General features: G+C 70.0%; 26 protein-coding genes. 11 read left to right on the top strand and 15 right to left on the bottom strand.

Features of this window, described 5'->3' with window-relative positions:
• Nucleotides 1-10 precede the first annotated feature (10 nt).
• Nucleotides 11-385, top strand: coding sequence for a hypothetical protein (locus tag AC0662_RS31350; RefSeq protein ID WP_478305165.1), 375 nt, complete (start codon nucleotides 11-13; stop codon nucleotides 383-385).
• Nucleotides 386-422: 37 nt separating this feature from the next.
• Here AC0662_RS31350 and AC0662_RS31345 read toward each other — a convergent pair whose 3' ends face one another.
• Nucleotides 423-1,316, bottom strand: coding sequence for an ornithine cyclodeaminase family protein (locus AC0662_RS31345; RefSeq protein WP_478305163.1), 894 nt, complete (start codon nucleotides 1,314-1,316; stop codon nucleotides 423-425).
• Between the two features lie 45 nt (nucleotides 1,317-1,361).
• Between AC0662_RS31345 and AC0662_RS31340 the strand changes: the two genes are divergently transcribed.
• From AC0662_RS31340 to AC0662_RS31330, 3 genes are all read left to right on the top strand, one after another.
• A complete protein-coding gene (locus AC0662_RS31340; protein ID WP_478305161.1) occupies nucleotides 1,362-2,378 on the top strand; it encodes a dipeptidase in 1,017 nt (338 codons plus the stop codon).
• Nucleotides 2,379-2,382: 4 nt separating this feature from the next.
• Entirely contained in the window at nucleotides 2,383-3,732 is a 1,350-nt protein-coding gene (locus tag AC0662_RS31335) for a serine hydrolase domain-containing protein (RefSeq protein ID WP_452193586.1), read from the top strand.
• Between the two features lie 187 nt (nucleotides 3,733-3,919).
• The gene (locus AC0662_RS31330) at nucleotides 3,920-4,156 is read left to right on the top strand and encodes a hypothetical protein (protein WP_452193588.1); all 237 of its coding nucleotides are present in this window, start codon (nucleotides 3,920-3,922) and stop codon (nucleotides 4,154-4,156) included.
• A gap of 26 nt (nucleotides 4,157-4,182) precedes the next feature.
• Here the strand turns inward: AC0662_RS31330 and AC0662_RS31325 are convergent, their stop codons facing one another.
• From AC0662_RS31325 to AC0662_RS31295, 7 genes are all read right to left on the bottom strand, one after another.
• A complete protein-coding gene (locus AC0662_RS31325) occupies nucleotides 4,183-7,095 on the bottom strand; it encodes a helix-turn-helix transcriptional regulator (protein ID WP_452193590.1) in 2,913 nt (970 codons plus the stop codon).
• Nucleotides 7,096-7,547: 452 nt separating this feature from the next.
• Nucleotides 7,548-7,715, bottom strand: coding sequence for a hypothetical protein (locus AC0662_RS31320; protein WP_452193592.1), 168 nt, complete (start codon nucleotides 7,713-7,715; stop codon nucleotides 7,548-7,550).
• Nucleotides 7,716-7,728: 13 nt separating this feature from the next.
• Complete coding sequence (locus AC0662_RS31315) at nucleotides 7,729-7,857, bottom strand: hypothetical protein (RefSeq protein ID WP_478305158.1); 129 nt, start codon at nucleotides 7,855-7,857, stop codon at nucleotides 7,729-7,731.
• A gap of 452 nt (nucleotides 7,858-8,309) precedes the next feature.
• Nucleotides 8,310-8,468, bottom strand: coding sequence for a hypothetical protein (locus tag AC0662_RS31310; protein ID WP_452193596.1), 159 nt, complete (start codon nucleotides 8,466-8,468; stop codon nucleotides 8,310-8,312).
• A 1,024-nt stretch (nucleotides 8,469-9,492) separates the two neighbouring features.
• Nucleotides 9,493-10,194, bottom strand: a complete 702-nt coding sequence (locus AC0662_RS31305; RefSeq protein ID WP_452193597.1) for a GntR family transcriptional regulator — start codon at nucleotides 10,192-10,194, stop codon at nucleotides 9,493-9,495.
• Entirely contained in the window at nucleotides 10,191-10,712 is a 522-nt protein-coding gene (locus AC0662_RS31300; RefSeq protein ID WP_452193598.1) for a cysteine hydrolase family protein, read from the bottom strand. Before AC0662_RS31300 ends, AC0662_RS31305 begins: the two co-directional genes overlap by 4 nt.
• Nucleotides 10,712-12,163, bottom strand: a complete 1,452-nt coding sequence (locus tag AC0662_RS31295; protein WP_478305155.1) for a purine-cytosine permease family protein — start codon at nucleotides 12,161-12,163, stop codon at nucleotides 10,712-10,714. The genes AC0662_RS31300 and AC0662_RS31295 overlap by 1 nt, the downstream gene beginning before the upstream one ends.
• Before the next feature lie 85 nt (nucleotides 12,164-12,248).
• On the opposite strand from AC0662_RS31295, the gene AC0662_RS31290 reads away from it, so the two are divergent.
• From AC0662_RS31290 to AC0662_RS31275, 4 genes are all read left to right on the top strand, one after another.
• A complete protein-coding gene (locus tag AC0662_RS31290; RefSeq protein ID WP_452193602.1) occupies nucleotides 12,249-13,094 on the top strand; it encodes an alpha/beta fold hydrolase in 846 nt (281 codons plus the stop codon).
• A 115-nt stretch (nucleotides 13,095-13,209) separates the two neighbouring features.
• On the top strand, nucleotides 13,210-13,767 hold the full coding sequence (locus AC0662_RS31285) for an NADH-quinone oxidoreductase subunit B (protein ID WP_452193604.1): 558 nt from the start codon (nucleotides 13,210-13,212) through the stop codon (nucleotides 13,765-13,767).
• Complete coding sequence (locus AC0662_RS31280; protein WP_478305153.1) at nucleotides 13,764-14,582, top strand: NADH-quinone oxidoreductase subunit C; 819 nt, start codon at nucleotides 13,764-13,766, stop codon at nucleotides 14,580-14,582. Before AC0662_RS31285 ends, AC0662_RS31280 begins: the two co-directional genes overlap by 4 nt.
• Entirely contained in the window at nucleotides 14,579-15,511 is a 933-nt protein-coding gene (locus AC0662_RS31275; RefSeq protein WP_478305151.1) for a GNAT family N-acetyltransferase, read from the top strand. The genes AC0662_RS31280 and AC0662_RS31275 overlap by 4 nt, the downstream gene beginning before the upstream one ends.
• Here the strand turns inward: AC0662_RS31275 and AC0662_RS31270 are convergent.
• From AC0662_RS31270 to AC0662_RS31260, 3 genes are read right to left on the bottom strand one after another with little or no spacing between them, the layout of a single operon-like run.
• Nucleotides 15,502-15,924 (bottom strand): PIN domain-containing protein, encoded by a 423-nt coding sequence (locus AC0662_RS31270; RefSeq protein WP_478305149.1) that lies wholly within the window; start codon nucleotides 15,922-15,924, stop codon nucleotides 15,502-15,504. The genes AC0662_RS31275 and AC0662_RS31270 overlap by 10 nt on opposite strands.
• Nucleotides 15,924-16,145: a type II toxin-antitoxin system VapB family antitoxin gene (vapB, locus tag AC0662_RS31265; RefSeq protein ID WP_452193609.1), complete on the bottom strand. Its 222-nt coding sequence runs from the start codon at nucleotides 16,143-16,145 to the stop codon at nucleotides 15,924-15,926. Before vapB ends, AC0662_RS31270 begins: the two co-directional genes overlap by 1 nt.
• Nucleotides 16,146-16,176: 31 nt before the next feature.
• On the bottom strand, nucleotides 16,177-17,367 hold the full coding sequence (locus AC0662_RS31260) for an NAD(P)H-binding protein (RefSeq protein ID WP_478305146.1): 1,191 nt from the start codon (nucleotides 17,365-17,367) through the stop codon (nucleotides 16,177-16,179).
• Nucleotides 17,368-17,428: 61 nt separating this feature from the next.
• Between AC0662_RS31260 and AC0662_RS31255 the strand changes: the two genes are divergently transcribed.
• Complete coding sequence (locus AC0662_RS31255; protein ID WP_452193612.1) at nucleotides 17,429-18,376, top strand: complex I subunit 1/NuoH family protein; 948 nt, start codon at nucleotides 17,429-17,431, stop codon at nucleotides 18,374-18,376.
• Nucleotides 18,377-18,388: 12 nt separating this feature from the next.
• Here AC0662_RS31255 and AC0662_RS31250 read toward each other — a convergent pair whose 3' ends face one another.
• From AC0662_RS31250 to AC0662_RS31235, 4 genes are all read right to left on the bottom strand, one after another.
• On the bottom strand, nucleotides 18,389-19,612 hold the full coding sequence (locus AC0662_RS31250) for an ABC transporter permease (protein ID WP_478305573.1): 1,224 nt from the start codon (nucleotides 19,610-19,612) through the stop codon (nucleotides 18,389-18,391).
• A gap of 95 nt (nucleotides 19,613-19,707) precedes the next feature.
• Nucleotides 19,708-20,373 carry an ABC transporter ATP-binding protein gene (locus AC0662_RS31245; protein WP_478305144.1) on the bottom strand — a complete coding sequence of 222 codons (666 nt, stop codon included), beginning with the start codon at nucleotides 20,371-20,373 and terminating at the stop codon, nucleotides 19,708-19,710.
• Nucleotides 20,370-21,422, bottom strand: coding sequence for a peptidoglycan-binding protein (locus tag AC0662_RS31240; protein WP_478305142.1), 1,053 nt, complete (start codon nucleotides 21,420-21,422; stop codon nucleotides 20,370-20,372). Before AC0662_RS31240 ends, AC0662_RS31245 begins: the two co-directional genes overlap by 4 nt.
• Nucleotides 21,422-21,940, bottom strand: coding sequence for a hypothetical protein (locus AC0662_RS31235; RefSeq protein ID WP_478305140.1), 519 nt, complete (start codon nucleotides 21,938-21,940; stop codon nucleotides 21,422-21,424). Before AC0662_RS31235 ends, AC0662_RS31240 begins: the two co-directional genes overlap by 1 nt.
• Before the next feature lie 105 nt (nucleotides 21,941-22,045).
• On the opposite strand from AC0662_RS31235, the gene AC0662_RS31230 reads away from it, so the two are divergent.
• Nucleotides 22,046-22,702, top strand: coding sequence for a response regulator transcription factor (locus AC0662_RS31230; protein WP_478305138.1), 657 nt, complete (start codon nucleotides 22,046-22,048; stop codon nucleotides 22,700-22,702).
• A complete protein-coding gene (locus tag AC0662_RS31225; protein ID WP_452193620.1) occupies nucleotides 22,699-23,940 on the top strand; it encodes a sensor histidine kinase in 1,242 nt (413 codons plus the stop codon). Before AC0662_RS31230 ends, AC0662_RS31225 begins: the two co-directional genes overlap by 4 nt.
• Nucleotides 23,941-23,951: the final 11 nt, after the last annotated feature.

Here is a 23,951-nt window from a genome sequence, read left to right as displayed (position 1 = left end):
GGAGGGAACCATGGGGACAGCACGATCGACGGTGGTCCGGCGGGTCGGGGCAGCACTGGTCGCGACGGGGGCGCTCGCGGGTGGCGCCCTGGTGGCGGCAGAGCCGGCGTCGGCGGGGATCAGCCGGTGCGTCGGGATCTGGGCGCAGAACGGGTACGTGAAGCTCCAGCACATCCACGGCTGCGGTCCGAGCGGGACGTACCACATCGAGGTGTGGAGCCCGGGGCGGCACCAGAACCGGCCGGCGTACAGCTACAACGGGTCGATCCGGAACTTCTCGGTGAGCTGGCCGGCGGCGGCGGGGACGAACGTGTGTGCGCAGCTGTGGCGGCACAAGCCGGGCGGCGGCTACGACAGCTGGGGCCTGCCGTGCGACACGATGTGAGCGACTGACAATCGGGGTCCTGATCCCCGCGCGGGGATCAGGACCTCGCCAGTTCGGCGGCGATCGCCCAGTCCTGCGGTCCGACGCCGACGGACTTGAAGACGGTCCGGCCGGTACGGCGGGGCGGGTCGGACAGCGCTGGACCGAGCTCGACCAAGTGCTGCAGCGCGCCCGACGTGACGGCGTCGATGATCTCGCCGGACTCCTCCATCGCCGCCTCCTCCTGGTCGACCACGACGACGCCGGCCGTGGCGAGGAGGTCGCGGGGGAGTTCGCGCATGGACGGCCGGAAGGCGCCGATCGCGTTGACGTGCACCTCGGCCGGAAGGTCGTCGGCGGTGAACAGCGGCGTACTGCTGGAGGTCGCGCAGCACACCACGTGCGCGTCGGCGACCGCTTCCTGGATGCTTGTACTCGCGGTGAACTTCACGTCGGCGAACTCCGCGGCGAGATCCTGCGCGAGCGCCCCGGCGCGGTCGGCCGAGCGCCCGGTGACGACGACATCCGCGATCGGGCGTACGGCGAGGACCGCGCGGACCTGGTCCGGAGCCTGAGCGCCGGTCCCGATCACCGTGAGCCGGGTGGCGTCGGCCGGTGCGAGCAGGTCGGTCGCGACGCCGACGACCGCACCGGTGCGCAAGGTGGTGATCGAACTGCCTTCGGCCACCAGTTGCTCGCCGTCGCCGGTCCAGATCACTGTCGCGCGAATCGCCGGCGCCTGGTCGAGCGCGATCCCGATCTTCTTCACCACCGCGGTCCCGCTCGGCGAGTGGTACGCCGACATCACCAGCACCGCACCGTTTCCGAAAATCTGCCGCGGCGGCAGCACGAAGTTTCCGGCCGCCAGCTCGCGGAACGCGTTCCGGACCGCGTCGACCGCGACCGGCATCGGAACGGCGTGCCGGACATTTTCCGCTGAGAGCACCTTCACCACGCCGAGCATATTCTGGTTTCCGCCGACCTTCAGGGGGATCGAATGAACCTGCACCAGGACGCGATCGTGGCCGACGCGCACAACGACCTGTTGATGCTGGTGGCCCGGCGCCCGAAACAGGTGTGGCCGGCGTACTTCCGGGACCGCTGGATCCCGCAGCTGCGGGACGGTGGGATCGACGTCCAGGTACTGCCGGTGTTCATCGACTCCGAGTTCCTGCCCGAGGGTGCGCTCCGCGAGACGCTCCGGATGATCGAGGCCGCGCACCGCGTCGCCGAGGCGAACGCCGACCAGGTCGCCCTGTGCACCGCGCCCGGTGACATCGAGGTCGCGACCGCGGCCGGCAAGATCGCGCTCGTCCTCGCCCTCGAAGGCTGCCCGCAGATCGACACCGATCTCGAGCTCCTGCAGACCCTGCAGCGGCTCGGTGTCCGGATGGTCTCGTTCACGCACTTCGGGCGCAGCGCACTCGGCGACGGCTCGGGCGAGGACGCCACCGGCAGCCGCCTGACGCACGCCGGTGTCGAAGCGGTCGGCCTGCTCGAGGAGCTCGGCGTACTGATCGACGTCTCGCACGTCGGTCGGGCCGGCACCGAGCACATCCTGGAGCTCGCCACCAAGCCGGTGGTCGCTTCGCATTCGAGCGCGTACGCGCTGCGCGAGCACCATCGCAACCTGACCGACGACCAGCTGCGCGCGATCGCCGCGACAGGTGGGGTGGTGTGCGTGAATTTCTTCGCCGGTTTCCTGACCACCGCCGAGAAACCGACCGTCGACCACCTGGCCGACCACCTCGTGCACATTCTCGAGGTCGCCGGCGAGAACGCCGTCGGGCTCGGCAGCGACTTCGTCGCGGAGGTGTTCGGCGAGAAGATCCCGGCCTGCGACCGGCCAGTGGTCATCCAGGGCCTGGACGCCGAGCTGTACGTCCCCGGCCTCGAAGGCCCGGCCGGCCTGCCCCTGGTCACCGACGCACTGCAGCGCCGAGGGTTGCCCGAAGCAACCATCCGGAAAGTCCTCGGCGAGAACCTGGTCCGAGTCCTGACATCCAAGGAGTGACGACGTGCAGAGCTGGCTCGACACCTTCCTCGCGGATCTGATCACCAAGCACGGCGTGCCCGCCGCCTCGGTCGCCGTCCTGGCCGACGGCGAGGTGAGTACGGCGGCCGCGGGCGTACTGAACCTGAACACCGGCGTCGAGGCGACCGTCGACTCGGTGTTCCAGATCGGTTCGATCACCAAGTTGTGGACGACCACGCTGATCATGCAGCTCGTGGCCGACGGGACGGTGGACCTCGACCGTCCCGTGCGGGACTACCTGCCCGAGTTCAAGCTCGCCGACGAGGAGGCGGCCGCGGTGATCACGCCGCGCCACCTGCTCACGCATTCCAGCGGATTCTCCGGTGACGCGTTCACGCCGACCTCCCGCGGTGATGACGGTGTCGAGTTGTTCGTCCGCGACGTGATCCCCGGGCTGGCGCAGGAGGTTCGGCCGGGTGCCGGGTTCTCGTACAACAACGCCGGGTTCGTCGTGCTCGGGCGGATCGCGGAGGTGCTGCTCGGGAAGCCGTACCACCAGTTGCTGCGCGAGCGCATCGTCGTACCGCTGGAGTTGGAGCGTGTGGCGACGCTTCCCGACGAGGCGTTGCTGTATCGGGCTGCGCTCGGGCACGTGTCGCCGACGCCCGGGGCGCCGCTGCAGGCGGCGCCGGTGTGGAGTCTGGTGCATGCGATGGCGCCGGCCGGGTCGTTGCTGGCGATGAGTGCGCGCGACCTGATCGGCTTCGGCCGCGGGTACCTGGACGCGACGTTGTTCGACCTGGCCACGATCGACCGGTTGTGGGAGCCGCAAGTCGACGTACCGGCGATCGGCGGGTTCGCCCAGCACTGGGGGCTCGGCTGGATGATCTTCGACGTCGAGGGCGGGCGGCTCTACGGTCACGACGGCGGGACGGTCGGCCAGTCGGCGTTCTTCCGCCTCGTCCCGGACAAGGGCGTCGCGGTCGCGTTGCTCACAAACGGCGGCGACACCCCGGCGCTGTACGACGAGTTGGTCGGCCACCTGCTCCGCGAGACTGCGGGCGTCGAGCTGCCGACCCGGCCGGAGCCGCCGACCGAGGCGGTCCGGATCGCGCCCGAGCTGGTGACGGGCCGGTACACCGGCGTACTGATGCAGGCCACGATCACTTTCGAGAACGGGGAGTTCTGGGTTCTCGACGAGGCGGTCAGTGACGAGGCGCGGCTGCTGATGCCGGAGCCGCGGCGGACCCGGCTGGTCCCGCTCGACGAGTCGCGGCTGATCGCGGCCGAGCCGGAGCGCGGGGTGTACGAGGTACTGGCGTTCCGGGAGCCGGTGGACGGTCGCGCGGCGTACCTGTTCCGCGGCGGCCGGCTCACGCCGCGTCGTGACTGAGCGTCAGTCGCGAGATCTCACAGCCGTTGCCTGATCACCGTTTGTGATTGCATTCGGCAACGAACGACGGTTTGAAGTGTGTGTGTGTGTGTGTGTTGACGGAAAGCGCACAGACGGTCGCCAAGCGCTGCGTTCAGAGTTATGGTGATTACTCGGGGGAACGGGGCGAGTACATGGCGGTGAGGCTATGTCGTGGCAACTGTGGGTGCTGATCGCACTCGCTGCGGCCGGAGTGTTGTTGCTGGCGGCGGCGCGGATGCGCCATGCCCGCAGGGTTTTCGACGACATCACCGACCTGGAGCGCCCGACGAAACGCATCCCGGCCGACTCGGCGGGCTCAGTGGCGGCCGATGAGTTGGCGCGCGCCCGGGCCCGAGCCCGCGCCGCCGAACCCGAGCCCGGCCGCCACCGCCGACACGGCTGACAAGCACAGTCAGGAGCTGACTCGGCCTAGTCGAGCAGACCGTCCCGGCGGGCTACGGCCGCGGCCTCGGTGCGGGAGCGAACACCCAGCTTCGCCAGGATGTTCGACACGTGCACGCTGACCGTCTTCTCGCTGATGTACAGCTCGCGCGCCAACTGCCGGTTCGTGCGACCTTCCGCGAGCAACCGCAGTACCTCGGTTTCTCGGGACGTCAGCGCACTGGCGCCGCCGGTGTCGACACCGCCGGTCTCCGTCAGCAGCGGCTGTGCGCCGAGCTCACGTCCGACGTCGGCGGCCAGCGCGGTCTGCTCGTTCGCCTCGGACACCCGGCCGGCGGCTCGGAGCGCGGCCGACAGCCGGACCCGCGACCACGCCTGCTCGAGGACATACCCGTACCCGAAGGCTTCCGCGGTCCGCGTCCAGGCGGCGACGTGGTCTTCGGGCGTCGGCGGGTCGATCCCGGTCAGCCAGCGCAGCCGATCCCACTCCGCTTCCAGCCGCGCCAGCCAGGCGAGCCCTTCGACGCCCATCAACCGGCCCGGCGGCAGTCCCTTCTCCGCGGTCGTCTGCCCGAGTGACACCAGCTCGGCGCCGCGCTCGACCAGCTCCGCGGCGGCCGACGGCTCACCTACGGCGCGGTGACACAGCAACTGCAGCCCGAGCGTGGCGAACCGGATCCGGCCGAGGAACCACTCGGTCTGGAAGACGTCGGCGCACAGCGTGGAGACGTCGCTGATCAGCTTCTCCGCCGCCGCCGGCTTGTCGAGCTCGCGGTACGCGTCGACGGCCGGCTGCAGCCCGATGATCGGCAGCATCACGTCCAGGTCCCACCATTTGCGGGACATCTCGAACTCCTCGGCGACCGCGGTGTCACCACGCCCGCCACGGACCGAGAACTCGACGGCCCGCAGCGCCGCAGCCGCCGCGGCGGGCGTCATCGCGTCGGTGCGTGCGGTCGCGACCGCCGCGTCCCACTCACCGAGCATGAACTGGGTCAACGCCAGCATCCGGCGCGCGTCGAACCCGTACGCCGCCCACTGCCGCCCGAGCTCACCGGCGCGCTTCGTCGCGAACGACAGCGCCGCCTTCGCGTTCAGCAGGTCGCCCTGCTCGTAGTGCGTCGAGCCGAGCAGGAACCGGCTCCGCACCTCGGACGCCGGATCCCCGATCAGCTGCGCCCGGACGGCCGCCTCCTCGAGCTGTTTCGCGGCGGTCTCCGGATCGCCGGCCCGGCGGCGCAGCTGAGCCAACGTGATCCCGGCGTCGCTGGCCGCGGACTCCTGACCGGCCTCGCGGGCGATCTCGAGCGCCTTGTGCGCCCAGCGCTCCGCCTCCATCGGCCGGCCGAGCGCGTCGGACACCCGCGCGTACAGCGACGCGACCTGCGCCTTGAAGACGCTGGCGGGCTCGTCCTGGACCAGCTTGAGCGCCTGCGAAACCGCCTCGTTGGCCTCCTGGTCCTGATCGATGACCAACGCGATGTCGGCGAGTGGGAGCAGCAGCTGCGCCCGCTCCAGCTGCGGCGCCTCGGGCGGCAGGTCGGCGAGCGCCTTGCGGAGAATCTTCACCGCGCGCAGGTGCTGCGAGGACAGCGTCGCGGCCGTCGCCGTCTGGACGATCAGCCAGGTCTTGCCGGTCGGGCTGTCGGCCGAGCGGTTCGGGAGCAGCTCCAGCGCCAGCTCGTAGTGCTTCAGCGCGTCCTGCGGAGCAGCGACCGAGATGGCCTCCTCACCCGCGCGGACCCGCGCCTCGAACGCGACCGGCAGGTTGTGCGACCGAGTGGCGTGCCCCGCGAGCTCAGCCGCCGTACCTGCAACCGTCTGGTCCTTCAGGGCCTGGACGTACGACGCGTGCAGGCGAACGCGCTCGCCCGGGAGCAGATCGTCGTACACCGCCTCGGCCAGCAGGGCGTGCCGGAAGTAGTAGCGATCACTGGTCGGTACGTCGATGATGTGGGCGTCGATCAGCTCGCGGAGCGCCTCGTCGAGTTCACGGTCGGGAAGGCCGGCGACTCCGGTCAGCAACGTGTGCGGGACGCGGCGGCCGGCGACCGCGATCACCCGTGCGACCTGGCGGGCGTCGTCGGACAGCGGGTCGAGACGGACCAGCAGCAGGTCGGCGAGATCCGGCGGGACGACGTCGCCGTCACCCAGCGATGCCGCAGCCGCTAGCTCCTCGGTGAAGAAGGCGTTGCCGCCGGCGCGCTCCAGGATTCGGCGCTCCTCGGCCTCCGGAAGCGGCGTGCTGAGCAGCGAATGCAGCAGCGTGCGGGCCTCGTCGGCGTCGAGGGGGAGCAGGTTGACCCGGCGTACCCGAGGGTTGCGGGTCCACTCGGCGATCGGGCGGCGGAGCGGATGCCGACGGTGCAGGTCGTCGCTGCGGTACGAGACCACGAGGGCGAGGCGCTGCGAGGTCAGCCGGGTGATCAGGAAACCGATCAGGTCCCGGGTCGAGTCGTCGGCCCAGTGGGCGTCCTCAATGATCACGAGGATCGGCTCGCTGGTGGACAGCGCGGTGAACGCGCCGAGCACGGCATCGAACAGTGCGGCCCGGTCGAGCTGCCCCTCCTGCGGAACGGGCTGGGCGCTGAGCATCCGGTGCGCCGGCAGCAGGCGGCCGATCGCGGGGAAGTTGGTCAGCACGCTCTCGACCAGATCCGGCCGGTCGCCCGCTAGACGGCCGAAGATCTCGGAGAACGGCTGGTACGGCAGGCCGGCGTCGCCGAAGTCGGTGCAGTGCCCGACCAGGACGCCGAAACCGCGCTCATGCGCTCCCGTGGCGATCTCGTCCAGCAACCGGGTCTTGCCGACCCCGGCGTCGCCGGACAGCACCACGGCGCCGGCGCGACGCGTACGGGCGTCGTCCACCGCGCTGAGGAGGGCGGCCATCTCGGACGAGCGGCCGACGAGAGGTGTCGAGATCCAGGGCACGTCGTCCATTTTCGCCCCTGGCGCCGACACAAATCGACGGCATCCCGTCCGCGGACCGCAAGACCCACTGCCGGCGGTACCGCTTACCGCTCTTTCGCCGGCGTTTCCCGCCCTCCCAACGGTCGTTCCGCGCGCCGTTCCGCCGGTTGTTCCGCGCGCCGTTCCGCCGGTTGTGCCGCCGGTTGTTCCGCGCGCCGTTCCGCCGGTTGTGCCGCCGGTTGTTCCGCGCGCCGTTCCGCCGGTTGTGCCGCCGGTTGTTTCGCGCGCCGTTCCGCCGGTTGTGCCGCCGGTTGTGCCGCCGGTTGTTTCGCGCGCCGTTCCGCTGGTTGTTCTGTCCGCGGTGCTGTCGGCCGTGCGGTCTGCGGTTTCCGTCGTTTCCGCGGTTTCCGTGGACTTTCCGCCGGAAAGTAGAACGCCGTCCCTGATCGCGAGTGCGGAATCAGGGACGGCGAGCCGGGCGGTCATGCGGCCGTGGTGGGTCGGAGGGTCCGGCGCGCGTGGCGCGACTCGGGCTGCGTGGCCCGCTCCGCGCGCTCCCGGCGCGGTACGGACCAGCTACGCCGGTTCCGCTCCAGCCGGTAGGCCGACTCCGCCTTGACGAGATCTTGGCTCAGTGGAGTGTTGAACATGGTTTTCCTCCCCTCAGGCTTTCCGGCCGAACAGGTGGGTGATGCTCCGGCGGCCCCGGGTGCTCCGGTGCGGCCGGAAGTCGCGGCTGAGGCGCTCCCTGCGGTAGTCGACCTCTGCCTTGACCGATGCGTTGGTGAACATGTGTTCCTCCGTTGTGCGATGCCGGCTCTCTGCCGACACCGCTAAATCTGCTCGCCTGAGGTACCCCCGCACATCGGAACTCCTCCCTATCCCCACCGCCCCCGAGGCCTTAGGCATCCGGACCCCGCCTTAGAACCCACCTAAGGCCCCCCAACCACCGGCTGAACGACCGCCGAAACGACGACCGAGACATGGCGGGAACTAACGCCGGAAATGGCGGGGAAGAAACGGGCCGAAGCGGCGGGAACGACGGGCTGGGACGGGCCGAAGCGGCGGGAACGACGGGCTGGGACGGGCCGAAGGGGCGGGAACGACGGGCTGGGACGGGCCCGAAGCGGCCGTGGCAGCCGGTGGAGCGGGAGACGGTGGGGCGGAAATGACGGCGGCGCGGTCGGCTCCGGGGAGCCGGCCGCGCCGGGTGGGAAGGGGGTCTGGTGGCGGTGAACGTGCCGTCACATCGCGGGACGAGCACGCAGCTCGGGCGCGCATTGCTGCGGCGGTACCGTTTTCTCCGGCCGCTGGAACCAGAACGGCCGCTGGAAGTCCCGCCGAATCCGCTCCTGCCGGTACTTCATCTCTGCCCGCACCGCGTCGGTCGAGTAGAACAACATGACGTCCTCCTGTCGTTGCCCCGACTCTCCGCGCCTGAGGACCACCCCCACATCCGCACATCTCCCTATCCCCACCCGCCCCACCCCCTTAGATGCCGAATTCCCCCCGCCGAGTCGTGAATTCCGGCCCCCTTCACCCAACCCCGACCCACGACTCGCACACCGCCCCACCAACCCCCGCCACGACTCGCCAAGTCCCCGCGAGCAGGCCCCACCCCGAGCCAGCGCAACCCCCAGCCCCGCCACCCGATCACCCCGAGCACGCCGGCCGCGAGCACGTCGCTCCGCGAGCTCGCCACCGCGTGGGTACGCCGCTCCGTGGGTACGCCACTGTGTGGGTACGCCGCTCCGTGGGTACGCCGCTCCGCGAGTACGCCACCGCGTGAGTACGCCGCTCCGTGGGTACGCCGCCCCGTGAGTACGCCGCCCGGCGGGTCAGACGATGAGCGCGGCGGCGGGTACCGGCGACAGCCGCCAAATCGCCGCAACGCCCCATCCCCACCCGGGCGGCCCGTCTGACCCCGTTCTTCCGTCGAGTCGTGAGGTTCGGCGCGGTTTATACAACCGCGAGCCACGACTCGCGTACCGGTTCACCAGCCATTCGCCACGACTCGACAGGTGGCAGCGAGGGTGGCGGGGTGGAGATGAGGTGGGGCGGCGGCGAGGGTCGCCGTTGCGAGGCGGGGTGGCGGCGGGGCGGTGGCGCGGGCGGTTGCGCGGGCGGCGAGGGGCGGTGGCGCGGGATGGTGGCGAGGCGGCGAGGGGCAGTGGCGCGGGATGGTGGCGCGGGATGGTGGCGAGTGTGGCGGTGCCGAGGGGCGGTGCCGAGGGTGACGGGGTCGAAATGACGTGGGGTGGTGGCGAAGTGCCGAGGGGCGAGTGTGCCGGAACGGCGTGGGGTGGTGGCGAGGGGTGGTGGCGAAGGCGAGGGGGGCGAGCGGCGGGGTGCGGGTGATGGACGGGGAGGTCGCGTGTGGGCGTGGGGCTTGGTTTGCGGCTGGGTGAGGGGCGAGCAGGTGTGGGGCTAGGTGGGGTAGGTGAGGTTTAGTTCGTAGTGGTTGGGGTCTAGGAGTTCGTCGGCGTGTTCGGCGAAGTGGTTGGTGGCGGTCCAGCTGGTGCGGGTGGTGTGGAGGAACCAGGTGCCGTGGGGGCGGTCGAGGTGGCCGGCTTCGGTGGGGGTGAGGGGGCGGCCGCGGAGGCGTTGTTCGCAGTGGTCGAGGTAGAGGCCGGCGCGGTTGAGGGTGACGCTGATCGAGCCGTTGTCGAGGCCGCGTTCGGGTAGGTCGCGGAGCGGCTCGAGGGCGGGGATGCGGCTGCGTTCGAGCGAGATCGCCGTACCGTCGGTGAGTTGGCGGACACGTTCGATGACCACGACCTCGGGCGATTCGAGACCCAGTCGTGCGGCCAGGGCGGGATCCTCCTCGCGCTCGACCCGTACCGTCCGCATCCGCGTTTCGACACCGTTTTCCGACAGCGCGTGCGTCCACCCCAGCCGCCCGTCCAACGGCCGCCCGTCGAAGAGAACGAACGAGCCTTTGCCGGTGTGTGTCGCGATCAGGTTGTCCTCGGCGAGTACGGCGAGCGCGGCGCGAACCGTGTTCCGGCTGACCGAAAAACGTTTCGCCAACTCCACCTCACCGGGCAGTTGCGATCCTCGCCGTACGACGCCGGACCGGATCTCCCGGGCGAGGACCCGGGCGACCCGCTCGTGCTTCAACGAGATCACCGCAGCTGCTCCAGCCGGACGATCTCGATCATCGGTGCGTACAGCCGCAGGATGTGGAGCGCCTTCTGATGGCTCTCCTCGGTCGAGCCGACACACGCGTCCTCGACGACCTGGACGTGGACGCCCGCATCCACCGCGGAAAGCGCTGTACTGATCACGCAGCAGTCCGTCGTCACGCCGCCCAGTACGAGCCGACCATCGCTCCCCACCCGCGCCGCCAGTTCGGGGCCCCAGGCACTGAACGTCGTCTTGTCCAGCGTCGGCTCCCCGCGGAACTCGTCCACCAGCTGGTAGTCGTCGGCATCCGGCGGCTGCAGCGCGAACGGAAACGCCTCGTAGTAAGGAATCCACGCGCCATCCGGCCGCTCCGGCGCAACGAACCGAGTGAACACGATTTCCGGTGTGAACAACTTGATCAGTTCCCGCGCCGGCTCGATCACGCGCTCGAAGCCTGGCGTGGCCCAGCCCGACGACGGGTCGGCGAAGATCCGCTGCAGGTCGATGAGTGCGAGCACCATCAGGCCTCCTGGCGGCGTACGGCGGCCCGCCCGCCGAACCACTGCGCGGCGAACCCGAGCACCAGCGCGACCAGTACGCCGAGGTTCGCGAACGCCCACGCGCCTTCCTTGCCACCGAGACCGAACGCCCCGAGCAAGTAGCCCTGCCATGTCAGCCAGGACGCAAGCGTGTTCGTGACGAGCCCCCAACCGATGCCGGTAGCAACAATCATCGTCGCCACGGGCAACCAGCGGATGTCGCCGTACCGCCCGCTCGGCCGGTAGAGATCGTCCTCCGCGTAGTCGCGCCGGCGCGAGGCGATGTCGGCGAGCATAATCCCGCACCAGGCCGCGATCGGTACGCCGAGGGTGATCAGGAAACCCTGGAACTGTCCGAGGAACTCGCCGCCGTAGAACACCACGTAGATGGTCCCGCCGATCATCACCACACCGTCGATGAACGCGGCGACGTACCGCGGAACCGGCAGGCCGAGCGACAGCAGCGCCAGCCCGGACGAGTAGATGTCGAGCACCGCCCCGCCGACGAGCCCGAGCACCGCGACGATCACGAACGGCACCAGGAACCAGGTCGGCAACGCCTCGGCGAGCGCACCGATCGGGTCCGCGGCGATCGCCTTGCTCAGGTCCGCCGACGACCCGGCCAGCAGCAGACCGAAAATCAGCAGTACGACGGGAGCCACCGAGCCACCGAACGTCGTCCAGCCGACCACGCCACGACTCGACGCCCGCCGCGGGAGGTACCGCGAGTAGTCCGCGGCCGCGTTCACCCAGCCGAGCCCGAACCCGGTCATCAGGAACACCAGTGCGCCGATCACGGCCTGCGTGGACCCGCTCGGCAGCGCGGACACCGTGCTCCAGTGGATCTGGTCGGCGACCAGGATGATGTAGACGACCGTGAGTACGCCGGTCACCACCGTGATCACTGTCTGCGCCCGCATGATCAGGTCGAACCCGAGCACCCCGCAGGCCACGGTCAGCGCGCCGACCACGACCAGCGCGATCACCTTGGTCAGCGTGCCGCCGCCCCAGCCGAGTCGCTCGAACACGGTCGCGGTGGCGAGCGTCGCCAGGATCGTCAGCACGGTTTCCCAACCGACGGTCAGCAGCCACGACACCAGCGACGGCAGTTTGTTGCCCCGGACACCGAACGCGGCGCGGCTGAGCACCATCGTCGGCGCCGACCCGCGCTTGCCGGCGAGCGCGATCAGCCCGCACAGCAGGAAGGAGAACACCACGCCGATCAGCCCGGCGATCACCGCCTGCCAGAACGAGATCCCGAACCCGAGGGCGAACGCGCCGTAGCTCAGTCCGAGGACGGAGACGTTGGCGCCGAACCACGGCCAGAACAGCTGGCTCGGGCGGCCCTTCCGATCCGCGTCGGCGATCACGTTGAGGCCGTTGCTCTCCACCGAGAGCGCGCGGGTCTGCTGCGTGTCGAGCTGGTCCGTCATGCTGACTCCCACCCCTGAAATGGACCTGTTCAGTCCTGTTCAATCACGGTAAGTCCGGCCGGTCGGGTGGTCAACAATGAACCGCATGGAGCTCAGCGCGGAGGTCGACGGATTCAGGCTGGCGTACGACCGGGACGGCGAAGGCCCGCCCGTGGTGCTGTTGCACGGTTGGCCTGGAGACCGCACGGACAACCGTCGGCTCGCGCCACTGCTGGTGGAGCGCGGATGTGACGTGGTGGTGCCGGACCTGCGCGGCCTCGGGTCTTCGATCGGATCGGCCCCCGACCCGGCGCAGTACGGCGCCGACGCGCAGGCGCGGAGCGTGGTGGCGCTGATGGAAGAGCTCGGCCTCGACCGACCGGTGCTCGCCGGGTACGACATCGGCAGCCGGATCGCGCAGCGGATCGCGCGGACCACGCCCGAGCTGGTGGAGGGACTGGTCATCGCACCGCCGCTGCCAGGGATCGGGAAGCGGGTGTTCTCCGAGCAGGCGCAGGCGGAGTTCTGGTACCAGGCGTTCCATCGGCTGCCGGTGATCGAGGAGCTGATCGACGGGAAGCCCGACGCGGTCCGCGCGTACCTGACCCATTTCTGGACACATTGGTCCGGGCCAGGCTTCCAGCCGGAGCTCGACCATCTGGTCGAGGTGTACTCCGCGCCGGGCGCGTTCACGGCGTCGCTCAACTGGTACCGCGCGGGCGCGGGTGCGGTGGCCGTGTCGGCGGCCGAGACCGCGCCACCGTCGTACGACCGGATCGCCGTACCGACGGTGGTGCTGTGGCCCGAGTTCGACCCGCTGTTCCCGCGGGCGTGGTCCGATCGGGTGGACGACTTCTTCAGCGATGTCCGCGTCCGCCCGGTCGACGGCGTCGGTCATTACGCGCCACTCGAATACCCGGAGATCCTCGCCGAGGAGATAGTCGGACTTTAGGGCATGTCTGACGACCCAGCACCTACTGCGCGGCACTCGGCCGCGCACCGAGCTACCGCACCGAGCACCTGCTCGCTACGGCGCTGGGTCGTCAGACATGCCCTAGGCTGACCACATGGCCGAGACCGAGCTGGGGATGCCGACCGTACGGCCGGCCGTGGGCGCGTTGGCGAAGCTCGCGCCGGAACCGGTGCGGTACCTGCTGAACTGGGGCCGGAAGTACTCGCTCTGGGTCTTCAACTTCGGGCTGGCGTGCTGCGCGATCGAGTTCATCGCGGCGTCGATGGGGCGGCACGACTTCATCCGGCTCGGCGTGATCCCGTTCGCGCCCGGGCCGCGGCAGGCCGACCTGATGGTGGTGTCCGGCACCGTCACCGACAAGATGGCGCCGGCGATCAAGCGGCTCTACGACCAGATGCCGGAGCCGAAGTACGTGATCTCGTTCGGCTCCTGCTCGAACTCCGGCGGTCCCTACTGGGACTCGTACTGCGTGACGAAGGGCGTCGACCAGATCATCCCCGTCGACGTGTACGTCCCCGGCTGCCCGCCGCGGCCCGAGGCGTTGCTGCAGGGCATCCTCAAACTGCAGGAGAAGATCGCCGGCGAGCACGTCGCGAGCCGGTACGACGAGCCCTCGGCGGCGGCCCTCACGCGCGGTCTGGTGCAGCCGTGAGCAGCGACGCTCTTGAGGCGCTGACTGGCGCCGGGATCGCTGCGACGTCGTCTGACAGCTTCGGCCCGACCGCGATCGACGTACCGGCGGAGTCCTGGGTCGCGGCCCACGAGGTACTGCGGGATGCCGTCGGGCTCACGTTCTTCGACTTTCTTAGCGCCTCGGACGAGCTCAAGGACGGCTTCCGGGTGGTCACGCACCTTGCGGACTTCTGGGGCGGATCGCATGTCGACCACGTGCTCGTCCGCACGCTCGTGCCGCGCGACAACCCGGTGCTCCCGACGCTGAGCGAGCTGTACGCCGGGGCGAACTGGCACGAGCGTGAGACGTACGAGATGTTCGGGATCGGCTTCGACGGGCATCCGAACCTGACCACGTTGCTGCTCCCGGACGAGTTCGAGGGGCATCCGCTGCGCAAGGAGTTCGTGCTCGCGTCGCGGGTCGCGAAACCGTGGCCCGGGGCGAAGGAGCCCGGCGAGTCCGACCACGCTCCGGCGGGCGCTCCGAGCCGCCGCCGGACGCTGCCACCCGGCGTACCCGATCCGGAGACCTGGGGCCCGCGCCCGGCCGGCTCGCCCGACCCCGACCCCCTGGCCCCCGCCGAAGCCGCCGCCACCCCCGCCCGCCCCCGCCGCGGCGCCGCCGGAGCCGAACGCCGCACCCGCCGCCAAAGCCCATCGCCGGCCGCCACCCCCGCCGAGCCTGCAGCCCCGGCGCCCGGCGCAGAGCACGCCGCCCCGCCTGCGGAGCCGCCTTCTGCGGGTGATGCTGGTGGCGAGAAGCCGGACGCTCAGCCGCCGGCCGGTACCTCGTGATTCCGTCGGCGGAGGAGCTGGCTCGGTACACGTTGGCCCGTCAGCACCCCATCACGCGCACCTGGGTGGACGACCGGACCCGCCTCACGACGCTCACCGAAGAGCACGCGGCGCTCGACATCCTGCTCGCCGAGGACCTGGACATCGCCGCGCAGCGCGCCAAGCGCCTCGCCCCGGGCAAACCGGCAGAGTCGATGCTCAACCGATGGGTTGCCATCAGCAACGATCTCTCCGCGATGTTCAGCATGCGCTTCGAGAACATGAACCTCGAGAGACCGTTCGTCGACGCGACCCCGATGACCCGCTCACCCCAACCGCCGGACCTGCCCGCGCTCGCCACCGCCGCGCAAGAGCACTACGGCATCCATCACCCGCTCTACCTCCGGTTGTGGAGCGCGGACGCGAGCGTCGCCGGCACCGAGCCCGACCGACGGTTCCTCGCCGCGCCGATCAGCGAGTTGCGGCGACACGACGTACCACCTGGTCTGGCGCTGCGGGGGACGAGGAGCGTCGACCACTACGAGGAGGCGGCTCGCGCGTACGACGCGGTGGACGCCGACCACCCGCACCACACCGAGGAAGCGGCGCTCCAGGACCGCGACGATCTGCAGGAGTCGGCGGACGACGGGCTGCTGTTCGACGTCACCGTGAACGGCGAGTGGGCCGGGTACGTCGCCGCGGTGATCAAACCCGACGACGCCCTCGGCCTGCCCGCGTACGTCGTCCGCGAGGTCATCCTCGCGAAGCGGTACCGCGGCCGCGGCTACGGCCGGCACCTCACCACCCTGCTCGCCCAGGCCCTCCCGGACCCGACCCGCATCCTGATCGGCACCATCCACTCCGCCAACCACGGCGCCCGCACCGCAGCCCTCACCGCCGGCCGCCAAGACATCGGCGGCTGGCTTCAACTCCCGCTCGGTCAGCCCTGACCCAGTCGTTCCGTCGGCTGCCCGGTGAGGTTGGCGATGAGTTCGAAGTCCTTGTCCACGTGCAGGACGATCAAACCAGTCTGCTCCGCCGTGGCGGCGATCAGCAGATCAGGCACCGAAGGCGCTCGATGCTGACCGGAAGCCGCGAGTTGGGACTGCACGACAACGGCGCGACGCTCGATCGAAGGAGTTGCGTTCTCCACCGGCATCGCCGCGATCGGCGGCTGCTGCAGGAACGAGCGATGTTCGTCCGCGGATCGCGCTGAGAAGCCGACCTCGAGCAACGTCACTGTGGCGATGTGTACGAGCCCGCGATTGATGCGGTTCGCCCAGTCCTCTCGGTCGGGCGCCGTGCTCAGGCGCACCAAGGCGGACTTGTCGATCAGCCAGCGCCGGGAGTCGGCGGTCGGCATCACGACCAGGCCTTGTCCATGACGTCAGGGTCGTCGAGGTCGCGGGCAAGGTTCGAGAAGCGCTCCAGGTCGGCAACGGTCACGGCGACCTCCGAACGCCCGGCCTCCTGACTGAGCTGCCGGCGCAGATACTCGCTCCTGGACAGTCCCAGCCCGGCGGCCCGGTGGTCGATCACCGCGAGCACCTCGTCCGGGACATCGCGAATGAGAACGTCGCTCATGCCGTCACCTCCTGTCTGATATCTCATGATATCAAGCGCTCGGGGGTGTGTGGTAGAAGACCTCCTCGCGGGTGATTTGGCCGGCGGTGAGGGTGTAGAGGGACAGTTTTGTGGTGCGGGAACGGGCGCCGGTGCGGACGTTGAGTTGATCGAACGCGAACCGGACGGCGAAGCGGTCGTCGAGGAGCAGCGGGCCGACGACGTCGACGCCGAGGTACTCGATGTCGGCGTTCAGGCGGCGGGCGTTCTCGAGGATCGCGTCGGCGCCCTTCATCTCGATCTCCTCGCCGCCGGTCTCGAGCGGGGCGATGCGGACGACCTCGGGTGCGGACAGGGCGAGTGCCTGGTCGAGGCGGCCGGTAGTCAGCGCGTCGACGTACCGGCGGGCGACCTCGGCCGTCGACGGAACGCGGAACTCGGCGGCGTGCTCGCGGGCCCACTCGGCGAAGGTGAGCGCGGGGCGGCCGGTGAGTTCGCTGACGGTGCTGGTGACGGGTTCGGGGTTGTCGACGAGTGAGGCCCAGTACGCGACCGAACTCTCGGCGAGGATCGGGTCGAGACCGAGGTCGAGCATCGCCTGTCGCGCCGCCGCGTCCGGCACGGCCTCGACGCGCATCTCCTTGCCGATCACCCGGGCGATGGTCTGGATCTGCTCGGCCTGGGTGAGTACCTCAGGGCCGGTCAGGTTGTAGATCTGCCCGATGTGCCGGTCGTTGAGCAGCGCGAGTACGGCGACCGCGGCGATGTCCCGTTCGTGGATCAGCGAGCGGCCGGCCTCGGGCGACGGGACCCGGACGATGTCGCCGGTGCGGAAGTCGCCGGCCCAGTTCTGCGCGTTCACCGCGAACCCGCCCGGGCGCACGAACGTCCAGTCCTTTCCCGCGTCCTCGAGCAGTTTCTCGACGTCGGCCCAGACGCCGCCCGACGGCGCGTTGAGCGAGGACAGGTAGACGACGCGCCGGGGGAGTTCGCCGATGATGTCCGCGGCTCCGTCCGCGCTGAACGACGGCCAGAGCAGGAAGGCCGAGTCGACGTCCGCCGCGGCTCGGCGGACCGCCTCTGGGTCGTAGAGATCGCCCTGGATCAGCTCGACGTCCGGCGGGAAACCGGCGAGGTCCGGCGTACGGGCGAGGGCTCGGACGGTCACGCCCGCGGCGCGCAGCCCGTCGACGACATGCCGCCCGACGCGGCCGGTGGCTCCGGTGACAAGAACAGTGGTCATGCCCCTACCCTTTGACCTGAACCATGGTTGAGGTCAAGCCGAACCCACTAACATGCTGTGCATGCTGGAGTTCGTGGTGCGGGTGGTGGGCGTGCTGGTCGCCTTCCTGGTGGCGCCGTTGCTGGTCGGCCAGGCCGAGCACAAGGTGATGGCACACATGCAGTCACGGCTCGGCCCGATGTACGCCGGTGCGTTCCACGGCTGGGCCCAGCTGGTCGCGGACGGCGTGAAGTTCGTCCAGAAGGAGAGCGTGACGCCGGCCGCCGCCGACAAGCGGGTCTTCGAGTGGGCGCCGATCGTGGCGATCCTCCCGTACCTCGCCGCGCTGGCCGCGATCCCGCTGGCGCCGGGCATCGTCGGCGCGGACCTCGACTCCGGGTTGTTCTTCGTGCTCGCGGTGATGAGCATCGGCGTACTGGGCTCGCTGATGGCCGGTTGGGGCAGCGGCAACAAGTACAGCCTGCTCGGCGGGCTCCGGGTCGCGGCGCAGCTGATGAGCTACGAGCTGCCGTTCGTGCTGTCCGCGGCGAGCGTCGCGGTCGCCGCCGGCACGCTGAGCCTGACCGGCATCGCGCACGCGTGGAACCCGTGGTGGCTGCTCTGGCAGCTGCCCGGTCTGGTCGTCTTCTTCATCGCGGGTCTGGCCGAGTTGCAGCGGCCGCCGTTCGACATGCCGGTCGCGGACTCCGAGGTGATCTTCGGCCCGTACACGGAGTACACCGGTCTGCGGTTCGCGATGTTCCTGCTCGCCGAGTACGCCGGGATCGTCGTACTCGCGGCGCTCACGACCGTGCTGTTCCTCGGCGGCTGGAGTGGTCCGGGGCCGGAATCGATCGGCTGGATCTGGACGCTGCTGAAGGTCGCGCTCGTGTCGCTCGTGGTGATCTGGGTGCGGGTGTCCTTCCCGCGGCTGCGGGCCGACCAGTTGCAGAAGCTCGCGTGGCAGGGCCTGGTGCCGGTGGCGCTGATCCAGCTCGCCCTCACCGGCATCGGCGTCACGTTGTTCTGAGCGCGTCGGTCGTCATGCTGTTCTGAGTGCTTCCGTCGGCGAGAGCCGGGCCGCCCGGATCGCGGGGTAGAGGCCTGCCAGACCGCCGATCAGCAGCGTCGCGAGAACCCCACCGACCAGCGACCACACGGGAATCACCGTCAACCAGCTCTGGTACGACGCATACGCAGCGGTGACCGCGGATCCGATCAGCGCGCCGCCGAGGCCGCCGAGCGCGGAAAGCAGCAGCGACTCGGTCAGGAACTGGGTGCGGATCTGGCCGCGGGTCGCGCCGAGCGACCGGCGGAGCCCGATCTCGGCGCGGCGTTCGAGGACCGAGATCACCATGATGTTCGCGACCCCGACGCCGCCGACCAGGAGCGCGACGGCGCCCAGACCGAGCAGCAGTCCGGTGAACGCTTGGCCGGCAGCCTGCTTCGCGGCCAGTGCGTCGGACGGGCGGGAGACCTCGACCTCGTTCGGTGCCTCCGGGTTGGCCGTTGCCCCGAGCACCGATCGGACTGCCGCCACCTGGGCGTCGTCCGAGCGGGTGTAGATCGTGGTCGGGTGGCCGTCGAAGGACAGCTTGCCGGCGGCCGGCCAGCCCATCAACGCGGCGCTGTCCAGCTCGGGGGCGAGTGCGGCCGGCTCCAGAATGCCGAGCACGGTGAACCAGGAGTTTCCGATCAGTACTTGAGTTTCCGGACCGGCCTGGGTGATTCCGAGCCGTTCCGCGGCGCTGGCGCCGAGAACGGTTGCCGGAAACTTTCCGGTGGCCGCGTCGATCCACTTTCCGCTGCGGACCGTCGCGCCGATCGTGGCGAGCAGGTTCGTCCGGGCGGCGTACGCGATGATGCCGTTCGTCTCGACGTCCGGGATCTTGTTCGTCCGGTAGACGGAAGCGTCGTCGACCTTGCCGATCGCCGACTCGGCCCGGACCGGCGCGATCCGCGCGACCATCGCCTCCGCTGCGAGCGGCAGTTGCGCCTGCTCCCCGGTCAGCCGGGTGCCCGGGGTGACCGTCAGCAGGTTGGTCCCCAGCGCGTCGAGCTGCCCGTCGAGCTCGGCCCGCGACGACGACGAGATCCCCACGACCGCCACCATCGCCGCGATCCCTATCGCGATCCCCAACGCCGACAAGAACGCCCGCCCCGGCCGGGTCCGCAACCCCACCGCCCCCACCCGCACAACATCGCCCACCCCCAACCCCACCGGCCGCAACTCCCCACCCCGCCGCCCCCGGCCGCCTCCATCCACGCCGCTGGGCACGTGGTCGTTCTCGGTGTTGGTGTCGGTGTCGGTGTTGGTGGTCGGGCTCGGAGAGGGGCTGGGGCTGGTGCTGTCGGGGGTGCTCACGTGTGGGTCTCCTCGATGATTCGGCCGTCGCGCATGCGGATCTGGCGGGGGAGGGCGGCGGCGATGTCTCGGTCGTGGGTGATGACGACGACGGTGGTGCCGGCGGCGTGCAGGTCGCGGAGAAGTTGCATGACGCCGGCTCCGGAGGCCGAGTCGAGGGCGCCGGTCGGCTCGTCGGCCAGGAGTACGGCGGGTTCGCCGGCGACCGCCCGCGCGACGGCGACGCGTTGGCGTTCGCCGCCGGACAACTCGTGCGGCTCGTGGTCCAGACGGTGCCCGAGACCCACCCGCTCCAGGGCGGCCGCGGCGCGTTTGCGGCGTACCGAACGCCGGAGACCGGAGTACAGCAGGCCGTCGGCGACGTTGTCGATCGCGCGGACGCCGGCCGCCAGGTGGAACTGCTGGAACACGAACCCGATCCGCGTCGCGCGCAGTGCGGACAGCCCGGCGTCGGACAGCCGGGCGACGTCGTACCGGTCGATCCGGACCGTGCCGGAAGTCGGTCGGTCGAGGGTGCCGAGGACATTCAGCATCGTGGACTTTCCGGAACCGGACGGACCGACGATCGCGACCAGCTCGCCGCGATCGATCCGCAGGTCCACGCCGTCCAGCGCGGCGACGCCGCCCGGGTACCGCTTGGTCACCGCGGTCAGCTCGATCATTTGGGCATCCCGACCGTGGTGCCGGCCTTGATGCCGGCGCCGCTGATCTCGACCTGACCGTTCGCGAACAGGCCGGTCTTCACCGGCACGTAGTGCGTCGCCGTGCCGTCCGTGACCTCGACGCCGAAACCGCCTTCCCGGAGGGCGACCAGGGCCGCGACCGGAACGGTCAGCACGTTCTTCCGTTCCGAGGCGGTGAAGGTGACGTCGGTGGCCGCCGACGACCAGGCCGACACCGTTTTCTGGTCCGCGATCGCGACGATCACCTCGACCTTTGTTTCCGGATCCTGATCCGGGCTGTCCGCCGGAACGATCACCGTGGACACTTTCTGGATCTTTCCCGGAACGGATTTTCCGTCCGGAAGCGCGACGCTGACCGCCGCGTTCGGTGTCGCCAACCGCTGGTCCGCCGCGTCCAGCTCGACCGTGACGGCGCGCGTCGTACCGGTGTAGGTGAGCACCGGCTGGTTCGGAGCGAGTGGCGAACCCTCCTGCGCCTGCACGCTGTCGACGCGGATGTGCCCCGGCGCGAACAGCACCTGACCGAGCTCCACCACCCCCGTCTCGTCCAGACTGAGGTCGTCCTGCCATTCCTCGACGGCCGCGGCGGTCGCATCGGTGTACTCGTCGTCCACGGTGAACCCGGAGTACCCCATCGCCTTCAGGTTCTCCTCGAGCTGCAGTACGTCGTTGCCCTCGGTCCCGACCGCGAGTCGCCGGTACGCCGGGAGCGCGCCGTACAGCAGCGTGGTCGGCTTGTTGTCGATGCTGTAGACGGTGTTTCCGCGGCGCAGCTCCTGCCCACCGTCGGGTACTGCGGTGACGGTTCCGGCGGCCCGGCTGACCGCGGCGGACGTCGTACCGAAGCCGAGTCGGCCGTCCTCGGTCTCGGTGTCCTTCAGGGTCTGCTGGGTGACCTTGGCGGTGTTGATCGGCACGGCCGGCGCGGTCGCATTCGTTGCCTGGCCGGTGTCGCCCCGGTTCACCAGGAACGCGCTTGCGGCGCCCCCGGCGGCCAGGACGACCACAACCGTCAGTGCCTTCCGCATCAGTTGCCCGCCAAGATGCTCTGGCAGGCGTCCTGGGCCTTCTGGAAGTCCGGGTCGTCGGCGACGCCCGGGCCGATCATGATTCCGCGCTGGTCCGGCTTCGGGTCCGGAAACTTCTCGACGCCGTTCTTGCGCATGCACTCGGCGTACTTGCGGCCGTTTTCCTGCTGCTGCGGGTTGGCTCCGCCCTCCGACTGCGGGTTGTACTGCCGGCAGGCTTCCATCGCTTTCTGGACCTGCTCCTGGGTGACGCCGGAGTTCTTGTCGAACTTCAGCATCGGTCCCTTGCCAGGCTCCGGGTCCGGGACGTTCAGGCCCTGCTCGCGCAGGCATTGGGTGAACTTCACCGCCATCTCGTCCTGACTGAGACTGGCCGGCGCGCTGCCGGCCGTACTGCCCGGCGTCGTGGACTGGCCCTGGGAGCCGGAGGCGACCTGAGCGTCCGGCTTGTCCGCGCCACAACCGGTCAACAGGACCGCGGCCGCGAGCACGGTGGCGGCCGGGATGGTCTTGAGCATTGGTGCTCCTCTCGTTTCCGGCAACGTTCCGGCAGCGGCCGTTTCCGGGCCGTTTCCGAGTGCGGAAACACAGGGGAAACAACGCCGTCGGGGATCATGGGGAGCGTGCGGGTACTGGTGGTCGAGGACGAACCGTTGCTGGCGGCAGCGATCGCGGAATGGTTGCGGGACGAGGCGCATGCCGTCGATGTGGTTGGTGACGGCGGCGCGGCCCTGGAACGCCTGGCGGTGAACGAGTACGACGTCCTCGTGCTGGATCGCGACATTCCGGTCGTGCACGGCGACGACGTGTGCCGGAAACTCGTGGATTCCGGTTCCGACACGCGGGTGCTGATGCTGACCGCGGCGGCCGCGGTGACGGATCGGGTGGAAGGGCTCGGGCTGGGGGCGGACGACTACCTGACCAAGCCGTTCGCGTTCGCCGAGCTGGCGGCGCGGGTGCTCGCGCTGGGGCGCCGCAGCCGGCCGGCCGATCCGCCGGTACTGCGGCGTTCCGGCGTGACGCTGGATCCGGCCCGGCACGAGGTGTTCCGCGACGGCAGGTACGTGCCGTTGTCGAAGAAGGAATTCGCCGTACTCGCGGAGCTGTTGCGAGCCGACGGCGCGACCGTGTCGGCCGAACAACTGCTGGAGAAGGCATGGGACGAGCACGTGGACCCGTTCACCGGAGCGGTCCGGCTGACGATCCTGAAACTACGCCGGAAACTGGGCGAACCGGGACTCGTCGAGACCATCACCGGCGTCGGCTACCGCATCCCGTGAGCCGGCTCTCGCTGCGAGGGCGGCTGACGTTGTTGTACGGCGGCCTGTTCATGGTCGCCGGGGTCGTGCTGCTCGGCGTCACGTACGCGCTGTTCTCCGCGAATCTGGGCCAGCAGTACCGCGTGATCGTGCAGGGCACGTACCTGACGCCGCCATCCGGCGGGAACCCGACCGTCGCGATACCGTCGGCTCGGCCGCCGTCGCCGAACGGGTCCAACCAGGTCTTCGTCCTGAACAAGGACGGCGACGTCCTGACCGGTTCGGACGCCGAGCGGGTGATGAAACAGCAACGCGAGCTGGTGCGGAAGGCCGCGATCAAGTCGTTGTTGACCCAGGGCAGCATCGCGCTGATCGCAGTCGGCGCGCTGGCCGCCGGGTTCGGGTGGTTGGTAGCGGGGCGGGTCCTGGCGCCGCTGCATCGGGTCACCGACACGGCGCGCCGGATCGCCGCGTCGCCGTCCTCGTTGCACGAGCGGATCGGTCTGCGGGGGCCGGACGACGAGGTGAAGAACCTCGCGGACGCGTTCGACACGATGGTCGAGCGGCTGGACCATTCGTTCGACGGTCAGCGCCGGTTCGTCGCCAACGCGTCGCACGAACTGCGGACGCCGCTGACGCTCGGGCGGGCGCTGGTGGAGGTCGCGATGCATCGGCGTACGGCGTCCGCGGATGTGAAGGAACTGGGGGAGAGCCTCCTGACGATCAATGCGCGCCACGAGCAGTTGATCGAGGGGTTGCTGATCCTCGCCGACTCGGAGAAGCAGCTGACGACGTCGTACCCGGTGAACCTGAGCGACGTCGTGACCCACGTGAGCAGCCAACTCTCGAGCGAGGCGACAAAGGCCGGCGTCGAGGTGATCCGCGGCCCGGGCGACGCACCGACCCGGGGCGACGCGCTGCTCCTCGAACGCCTCGTCCACAACCTCGTCGAGAACGGCATCCGCCACAACGCCGACGTGTCCGAGCGTTGGGTCCGGGTGCTGAGCCGGACAGCGGGGGAACGGGTCGAGCTGGTGGTGACCAACACGGGACCCGAGATCCCGCCGTACGAGGTGGAGAGTCTGTTCAAGCCGTTCTACCGGCTCGGCGCCGAGCGGCTGGTGGGTGGAAAGGGCGCCGGTCTGGGGTTGTCGATCGTGCGTTCGGTCGCTGAGGCGCATGGTGGAAACGTGACCGCCGTACCGCGGCCGGGCGGAGGCTTGGAAATTACCGTGGTGCTACCTGTCGATCCCGGCTGACGTGGTTCGTA

It is taken from the genome of Kribbella sp. NPDC043289 (genome assembly GCF_056436705.1).
Note: the sequence above shows the minus strand (reverse complement) of the source record. Positions and strands in the feature narration are given on the sequence as shown.